The sequence below is a fragment of the Nocardiopsis halotolerans DSM 44410 genome, assembly GCF_000341065.1.
Classification (GTDB): Bacteria; Actinomycetota; Actinomycetes; order Streptosporangiales; family Streptosporangiaceae; genus Nocardiopsis; species Nocardiopsis halotolerans.
In genome coordinates this window covers 1-7,959 of record NZ_ANAX01000180.1, presented here as the reverse complement: position 1 = coordinate 7,959, position 7,959 = coordinate 1, and the positions used below count along the sequence as shown (strand labels likewise).

At 72.0% G+C, this 7,959-nt stretch carries 8 protein-coding genes; 3 read left to right on the top strand and 5 right to left on the bottom strand.

Annotated features, from left to right (window positions below; genetic code table 11):
• The coding region (locus tag D455_RS0113955; RefSeq protein WP_026122616.1) for a gamma-glutamylcyclotransferase at positions 1 to 240 on the top strand (240 nt) is incomplete at its 5' end.
• Between the two features lie 76 nt (positions 241 to 316).
• Positions 317 to 1,141 carry a purine-nucleoside phosphorylase gene (locus tag D455_RS0113950; protein ID WP_026122615.1) on the top strand — a complete coding sequence of 275 codons (825 nt, stop codon included), beginning with the start codon at positions 317 to 319 and terminating at the stop codon, positions 1,139 to 1,141.
• Positions 1,142 to 1,590: 449 nt separating this feature from the next.
• Here the strand turns inward: D455_RS0113950 and D455_RS0113945 are convergent, their stop codons facing one another.
• The 5 genes from D455_RS0113945 to D455_RS0113925 all read right to left on the bottom strand — a co-directional run bounded on the left by D455_RS0113945 (position 1,591) and on the right by D455_RS0113925 (position 7,257).
• Positions 1,591 to 2,235 (bottom strand): PH domain-containing protein, encoded by a 645-nt coding sequence (locus D455_RS0113945; protein WP_017571332.1) that lies wholly within the window; start codon positions 2,233 to 2,235, stop codon positions 1,591 to 1,593.
• Positions 2,220 to 3,317 carry an adenosine deaminase gene (locus D455_RS0113940; RefSeq protein ID WP_017571331.1) on the bottom strand — a complete coding sequence of 366 codons (1,098 nt, stop codon included), beginning with the start codon at positions 3,315 to 3,317 and terminating at the stop codon, positions 2,220 to 2,222. Before D455_RS0113940 ends, D455_RS0113945 begins: the two co-directional genes overlap by 16 nt.
• Before the next feature lie 207 nt (positions 3,318 to 3,524).
• Entirely contained in the window at positions 3,525 to 4,763 is a 1,239-nt protein-coding gene (locus tag D455_RS0113935) for a M20 family metallopeptidase (RefSeq protein WP_017571330.1), read from the bottom strand.
• 25 nt (positions 4,764 to 4,788) lie between these two features.
• The gene (locus D455_RS0113930) at positions 4,789 to 5,961 is read right to left on the bottom strand and encodes a glutamate--cysteine ligase (RefSeq protein WP_017571329.1); all 1,173 of its coding nucleotides are present in this window, start codon (positions 5,959 to 5,961) and stop codon (positions 4,789 to 4,791) included.
• A 159-nt stretch (positions 5,962 to 6,120) separates the two neighbouring features.
• Positions 6,121 to 7,257 carry a YihY/virulence factor BrkB family protein gene (locus D455_RS0113925; protein ID WP_026122614.1) on the bottom strand — a complete coding sequence of 379 codons (1,137 nt, stop codon included), beginning with the start codon at positions 7,255 to 7,257 and terminating at the stop codon, positions 6,121 to 6,123.
• Between the two features lie 237 nt (positions 7,258 to 7,494).
• Between D455_RS0113925 and D455_RS0113920 the strand changes: the two genes are divergently transcribed.
• Positions 7,495 to 7,959: galactokinase family protein (locus tag D455_RS0113920; protein ID WP_017571328.1), on the top strand; the 465-nt coding region annotated here is incomplete at its 3' end.

The following is a 7,959-nucleotide window of genomic DNA, read 5'->3' as shown; positions in this document are numbered from 1 at the left end:
GGCCGTCCGTTGAGGGCGGTGGCGGGTGACGGGCGGGCGTACAGGAAGGTCACCGTACACGCCCGAACGTTCGATCGGGGTCTGGTGAGGGCGTGGGCCTACGTGCTCGACGGCTACGAGGGCGGGATGCCCTCGGCTCTCCAGCTGGGCGAGCTCGCGCGTGCCGCGGAGAGGGCCGGTGCGCCCGACTGGTACGTCTCGGAACTGCTCGCCCGGGAGTGCCTGCCCGCCGAGCTGTGACCGGGGTCGTTCCCCACGGGGACACACGTCCGCGTGCTCCCGGGCGTTAGGGCCGCTCAGGGGTAGCATCCGTCGTGTGATGGAACCAGAGCAGCGGTCGGTGACGACCGGCGAGGCGAAGGAGTCGGCGGCCAGCGCGGCGCACGAGTTGCTGTCCCGTGCCGGGGCCGACAGCTTCGACGCGCTGGTGGTCCTCGGCTCGGGCTGGGCGGGCGCGGTGGACACGCTGGGCACGTACGACATCGAGTTCGACGTCACCGAGCTGCCCGGTTTCCACGCTCCCGCCGCAGAGGGGCACTCCGCCAGGGCACGCAGCATGTGGGTGGGCGACAAGCGGGTGGCCGTGTTCATGGGGCGCGTCCACCTCTACGAGGGTTTCGGCCCGATGGAGGTCGTCCACGCGGTGCGCACGGGTGTGGCCGCCGGTGCGACGACCGCCGTGCTGACGGGATCGGCCGGGTCGCTGCGCACCGACTTCCCCCCGGGGCAGCCCGTGGTGGTGCGCGACCACATCAACCTGACCTCCCGGTCCCCGTTGGCGGGGCCCTCGTTCGTGGACCTGTCGGAGGCCTACTCCCCCAGGCTGCGCCGTGCCGTCCAGGAGGTGGACGGCACGCTCCCCGAGGGTGTGTACGTGTGTACGCCGGGACCGCAGACGCAGACCCCGGCGGAGCTGAAGGTGCTGCGCCAGGCGGGCGCGGACCTGGTGGGCCACTCGATGGCACTGGAGACCGTCGCGGCGGTGGAGGCGGGCGCCGAGGTGCTGGGGCTGGCGATGGTCAGCAACGACGCCGTGGGCGCGGTGTTCGAGCCCTTCGAGGCCGACCGCGCCCTGGAGGTCGTCACGCAGCGGGCACGCAGGCTGGGCGAACTGCTCAACAGGGTGATCAGCCAGTCCTAGCGGACGGCCGTAAGCGTTGCCAGTGTGATGCGAGGGGCTCTGACCTCGGATGGGGCGGACGGGAACGGATGGGGCGCCTCCGACCGGACCCGTCCGGTACCGGCGTGGCGAGCGTACACCCCGAGGCCATGGGGTGGACGGTACCGACCGCGGTGCGGCCGGAGGCGGTGCTTGCCCCGGTGCTCGTGTCGCGCGGAATCCCCGCAGATCCCGTTGGACTCGCGACCCGGGCACCTTCTTCCCGTTATTCAGTTGAACCGCGCGCGTCGCCCCGGGGAGAGGTTCCGGGTGGGCGGCCATCCGCGCGAAGTCGCCCACCCGGAATACTCTCCCTTAGGCATGCCTTACCTAACCAGAAGTCGGCGGGCGCGTCAACCCCGTCCCGGGACATGACGGGGCCCGGCCTCACGCGTGGTGGAGACCGGGCCGGCCCCGGGGAGAAGGAGAGCTCAGGCCAGCAGGAACACCGCCACGACGAGTGACACGGTCGCGGCGACGACCACGATCACCTCCAGGGGGACCATGGTCTGCGGCTCGTCCTCCGCGCCCAGCGCGGCGGGGCCCGCCTCGGCCGTGTCCCTGACGGGCCCGCTGAGCGGACGCGTCTTGTACCGCTCGGCGTCCTGACGCAGCCTCCGGGCGGCCAGGTCCACCGGACGCGCCCCGGCCTCGTCCTCGTCGTCATCGGCGTCGCGGTAGCCCGCCTCGCGCCGCATGTTGTCGCGGACCTTCTGGCGCTTGGTCTCACGCAGCGGCCACGAACGCACGACGCGCCCCGGCGTGTGCACCCGCAGGACGTCGGTGACGTCCACCCAGAGCACCGCCGACCACGGCACGAACGTCTCGCGCAGCGGGTTGATCACCCGGAGACCGCGCTCGGTGGAGACCACGCGCGGGCGCAGCCACACGAGGTAGGCCGCGGCGATGGTCGCGACCAGCACGGCGACGGCGATCCAGGCCTCACGCCCCTCGCCGCGCAGGACCACGTCCAGCAGCAGCAGGACCGCGATGACGATCCACACGATCGCCGCCACCCGGGTGAAGGTTGCGTAGTGGGTGGTGGGGTGGGATCCGTCCATCAGGTGGTCGCCCACTTCAACTGCGCGAACCCGGGCTTGATGATCCCGTTGATCAGCGCCAGGCGCTCGTCGAAGGGCAGGAAGGCCGACTTCATGGCGTTGACCGTGAACCACTGGAGGTCGTCCCAGCCGTACCCGAAGGCCTCGGACAGCTTGGCGAACTCCTCCGACATGCTGGTTCCGCTCTGGAGGCGGTTGTCGGTGTTGACGGTGACGCGGAAGCGCAGGTCGTGCAGGAGGCCGATGGGATGCCCGGCGATGGACTCGGCGGCACCGGTCTGCACGTTGGAGCTGGGGCACATCTCCAGCGGGACCCGCTTGTCGCGCACGTACTGGGCCAGGCGCCCCAGGCGGGGAGCGCCGGTGGTGTCCGTGTCGATGTCGTCGATGATGCGCACGCCGTGGCCCAGGCGGTCGCAGCCGCACCACTGGAGCGCCTCCCAGATGGAGGGGAGTCCGAACGCCTCGCCCGCGTGGATGGTGAAGTGGAAGTTCTCCCGGCGCAGGTACTCGAACGCGTCCAGGTGGCGGGTGGGCGGGTTGCCCGCCTCCGCGCCCGCGATGTCGAACCCGGACACGCCCGCGTCGCGGTAGCGGACCGCCAGCTCGGCGATCTCCGACGACCGCGCGGCGTGCCGCATGGCGGTGACCAGCTGCCCGGTACGGATACTGCGCCCCTGGTCGGCCGCGCGCTTCCGCCCCAGGTCCAGGCCCTCCTGGACGGCCTCGACGACCTCCTCCAGGGTGAGTCCGGCCTCCAGGTGCTGTTCGGGGGCGTAACGCTGCTCGGCGTAGACGACGCCGTCCGCGGCCAGGTCCTCCGCGGCCTCTGCGGCGACCCGCACCAGGGCGTCACGGGTCTGCATGACCGCCGTGGTGTGCGCGAACGTCTCCAGGTAGCGCTCCAGGGAGCCGGAGTCGGAGGCCTCGCGGAACCACCGGCCCAGCTCGTCCGGGTCGTACGTGGGCAGCCCGGTGTAGCCGGTCTCCCTGGCCAGTTCCACGACGGTGGCCGGGCGCAGCCCGCCGTCGAGGTGGTCGTGCAGCAGTACCTTCGGCGCCCGGCGGATCTGGTCGACTGTGAGTGGCTCGTTCATGGATTCAGGATGCCACCAGACCGGGACGTGCCCCGACATCCCGAGCGGACCCGGCCGGATTCGCCGTCGAGGCCGGTGAACAGCGGGATCGGCCCGCGTCGGCCGGGGGCGGGGCGGGGAAGCCCGTCATGCTATGCGCTCGGTCGCGCTCCGTTCGGCCACCTTCCGTGCGGTGGCGCGTGGTTCCCCGCCCGCGTCCCGGACCCGTCAGGCCAGCGCCTCCTCGGTGTCCACCCGGGAGTCGTGGCGGGTGCTCTCCCACAGCGCCGTCAACGCGGTGGTGACCATGAAACGGGTGCCCACGCCGATGGCGCGCTCGTCCACGTCGAAGGTGCCCCGGTGCAGGTCCAGCATGGGTCCGCTCCAGTCCGGGGAGTGGGTGCCCAGGCGGGCCAGCGCGCCGGGGACCTGCTCCAGGTACCACGCGAAGTCCTCGCCGCCCAGGCTCTGCGGGGTGGGGGCCACGGCCTCCGCGCCCAGGGCCAGGGAGACCGCCTCGCGCATGATGTCGACGCTGGAGGACTCGTTGATGGTGGGCGGGACCCCCCGGCGGTAGGTCACGTCGGCCTCGGCCCCGTAGGCGGAGGCCACCGACTCGATCAGGCCCTTGACGATGTCGGGGGCCGCGTGCCAGGCCTCGTCGTCCAGGCAGCGCACGGTGCCCTCCGCGACGGCGTCGTCGGGGATGACGTTGGGCGCGGACCCGGCGCTGATGCGCCCCCACACCAGGCTGAACCCGGCCCGGGGGTCGATCCGCCGGGACAGCGCGGCGGGCAGTTCGGTGACGACCTTGCCCAGGGCGTAGACGAGGTCGGAGGTCAGGTGCGGCCGGGCGGTGTGCCCGCCCGGACCCGACAGGCGCACCATGAGCTGGTCGCAGGCGGCGGTGATACCGCCCGTGCGCAGGCCGACCCGGCCGGCCATCAGGCGGGGGTCGCAGTGCAGGGCGAAGATGCGGTCCACGCCCTCCAGGGCGCCTGCCTTGACCACCTCCACGGCGCCGCCCGGGAGTTCCTCGGCGGGTTGGAAGACGAGGCGGACCCGACCGGGCAGCGCGTCCGCCCGCTCCAGCTGAGCGAGGAAGATCCCCGCCGCCAGCACGATCGTGGTGTGCACGTCGTGCCCGCAGGCGTGGGCGACCCCCGGCACGGTGGAGCGGTAGGGGACGTCCTTCTCGTCGGTCAGGGGCAGGGCGTCGATGTCGGCGCGGAGCGCCACCAGGGGGCCGGTCCCCGAGCCGATGTCGCAGATCAGGCCCGTTCCCTGGGGCAGCTCCTGTGGTTTGAGCCCCACGTCGCGTAGGCGTTCGGCGATCCGCCCCGTGGTGCGGTGCTCGGCGAAGGCGAGTTCGGGGTGCATGTGCAGGTCCCGGCGGAAGCCGCTCAGATCCCGCCCGTGGCGCGCCAGGAAAGCGGTCAACTGTTCCGGCAGGTCATGTCCCTGCATGCGAGGGTCCCCTCTTCTCCACGTCTCAGCGCGTACCGGCTCCGTCGCCGGCACCGACCCGTGCGCGGGTGGGACCGCCGCGGAGCTCGGCGGCGAGCATGTCCACGACGTCGTCGAGGGAGCCTCCCTCGGCGATGACCGCGCGCTGACGTTCGTAGGAGGCGCCCTTGTCCAGGATCTCGGAGATCTGGTCCAGGTCCTCGGCGCAACCCAGGCGGGTCGCGACCGGTTTCAGCTCGCGGACCAGCTCGTACAGGTCGTCACGGAGCGGAACGGTGGTTCCGCGCGAGTCCGTGATGACACGAGCGTCGAGTCCGTAGCGGGTGGCACGCCACTTGTTGTCCTTCACCACCCAGGACGGCGGGCTGGGCAGTCCGTACCCGCGGTCGAGCTGGTGATCGAACAGCTCCACCAGGCTCTGAGAGAGCGCGGCGGCCATTCCCACCTCGCGCAGGGTGGGAATCCCGTCGAACATCCGGATCTCGATGGTGCCGAAATCAGGGTGCGGACGGATGTCCCACCACACTTCCTTGATAGAGGCGATGGTACCCGCCCTGAGAAGCGTTTCGAGGTATTCCTCGAAAGCCACCCAGTGCGGAAGGTTCGGCGGTGGTCCGGCGGTGGGGAGGGTACCGAAGATGACCGATCGCGCGGAGGCCAGTCCGGTGTCCTGCCCGCCCCAGAAGGGACTGGAGGCGCTCAGGGCGAGGAAGTGCGGGAGGTACCTCGCCAGTGCGTTGACCATCGGGATGGCCTTGTCCCTGTGGCGCACCCCCACGTGGACGTGGACACCGCAGGTCAGGATGCGCCGGACCAGCCACTGCATCTGCTCCAGCAGCTCGCCGTAGCGCTCGCCGGGACTGATCTCCTGGTCCCGCCAGTCGTCGATGGGGTGGGTTCCGGAGCAGGTCAGCGCGGCTCCCCAGGGAGCCAGGACGTCACGCATCCGGTCGAGGTTGCGGGCCAGGTCCTCCCTGGCCTCCCCGACGGTCTCGCAGATGCCGGTGACGACCTCCACCTGGGACTGCATGAGTTCGTGGCGCAGAGGGGGACCGGACGTCCCGGAGCTGAGATCGGGGAGTTCGGAGAGGAGTTTCTGTGCTTCCTGCCTCAGGTGCCGACTGCGGCTGTCGACGAGCTGGAGTTCCCACTCCACCCCGATCGTCGCACGTTCGGACGCGTTGAATGCGATTCCCATCTGCCCTCCGGAGGGGGTGTTTGCCGACCGCTGTGGTCGACGCACCGTTGTGTCCCGGAGAACCGGTCAACCGGGACACGGGAGGACTACCCCGCGCACACCTCGCACATACGGGGTAACCGCCTCGCGTAACGCGAATTCCGTGGAAAGAATTTCTGTTTACACGCGACCGCCCATACCCACCCGTTTGGGCCGGTCGTCGCGGCGGCGCAGCATCCACGCGGTGGCGCCGGCGGCGCTCACCGCCCCCAGCAGGGACAACGTTCCGGTGAGCGTGCGCCGGGCCCTCAGGCGCCCGGCCAGCTCCTCCGGCGGGACGCGCGGGGCCGGGGCCGGGCGGGTCCAGTCCATCCCGTTCTCCTCCGGCAGCGGCAGCGAACCGGTGTAGGGCGGCGGCATCGGCAGCCACGTGGCCGTCCACGCCGCGCTGAACATCACCAGGCGCATGACGAGGTTGATCCACACCAGCAGACCGACCAGGACGGCGAAGGAGGCGTAGACGGGGTTGCTGAGCGTCCCGGCCAGCAGCACCGCCGCCGCGGCCTTGAGGACCTCGAACCCGACCGCGCCCAGCAGGGCTCCGCGCCACATCGTCCACGTGGGCCGCCCGCTGCCCGACAGGAGTGAGAACGCCAGCATGAAGATCAGCATGTTGACGCCGACGGCGATCGCCAGGGCCAGGGCCCGCAGGGCCAGGTTGGCCAGGAGGGATCCGTCCAGGCCCACCAGCGTCAGCAGCCACTGCGTGGCGGCCTGCGCGATGCTGGTGAAGGCCACCGTGAGGAGCAGTGCCGCGCCCAGGGCCAGCATGAGCAGCAGGTCGGCCGTCTTGCGCAGAAGGAGGTTGGGGCCCTCCTTGATGCTCTTCAGCCAGATGGAGTGCAGGGCCTCGCGCAGTGCCGCCACCGCGTTCAGGCCCGCGTAGAGCAGACCGAGCACACCGATGACGCCCGCGCCCACCCGGGCCTGGGAGATCTCGTCGATGGGCAGCTGCCCGGCCAGGCCCGGCAGGACGTCGTCCAGCGCCTGCTGGAGGTAGTCGCCGACCTCGACCTGCACGGCCGCGAGGTAGCCGACCCCGGCGAAGGCCAGTGCCAGCAGGGGGAAGAAGGACAGGAAGGCGAAGTAGGTCACCGCTCCGGCCAGCTGGTTGCCGTTGCGGTCGGCGTAGCGCTCGTAGGCCCGTACCAGGTGGTCGACCGCGGGTCTGCGCCGACGCAGTTCCCAGTACGTGTCCATTGCCAGGTTCCGGTAGTGCCTGCCGGTGACCTTGGCCCGGTCCAGCGCCGCTGCCACGCCGCCTCCCCTTCCGTCACTTGTGTCACCCGGGGTCCTACCCAGCCGTGCACGCGGTCACCGGGGTTCCGCGACACCGGCCGTGCGGTGTCCCCCCGCGGCGCCTCCGCCCCTTCCCGCCCGGCCTCCGCGCCGCGCGCGCGGACCGGGACGAGGCTCTCGCCCGGGGTGATCACGGACACGTCCGGAGCTTGGGCAGACTTGGGGACAGGAGTCAACCGTCAGGAGGGGGCGTCGGTGGGGGGCGCGGGAGCGCGGCTGCGTGCCGTGTTGGGTGTGCGTTCGGCGGGGCCGCGGGGACCGTGGCCGGAGGAGGCACCGGACGCCGACGCGCTGGTGCGGGGGTTCGAGACGCGCTTCGGCGCACCGCCCGCGGGTGTGTGGCACGCGCCCGGGCGCCTCGCGGTCATGGGGGAGCACACCGTGGCCAGCGGAGGGGCCGCTCTGTACACCGCCCTGCCCTGGGGCGTGACGGCGGCCGTCGGCTCCGCCCCCGACCGCGGCGTGCGCGTGGCGACGCCCAACGGCCCGCTGCGCCCCCGGGAGCCGGCGGCGCGCGCGGTGGCCGGGGCCGTGGCCGCCGCGCGGCGGGCGGGCGCCCTGGGCGACGACACGGGGATCCGCGTGGTGTTGGGCGCGGACCTGCCCGAACAGGCCTCCCTCGGCTACACCGCCGCCGTGGGCGCCGCTGTGGCGCTGGCC

Bases quoted from the DNA above. Each gene is read 5' to 3' on its own strand.
- D455_RS0113930 (WP_017571329.1), bottom strand. From the start codon at position 5,961: ATGGGAATCGCATTCAACGCGTCCGAACGTGCGACGATCGGGGTGGAG.
- D455_RS0113935 (WP_017571330.1), bottom strand. From the start codon at position 4,763: ATGCAGGGACATGACCTGCCGGAACAGTTGACCGCTTTCCTGGCGCGC.
- D455_RS0113940 (WP_017571331.1), bottom strand. From the start codon at position 3,317: ATGAACGAGCCACTCACAGTCGACCAGATCCGCCGGGCGCCGAAGGTA.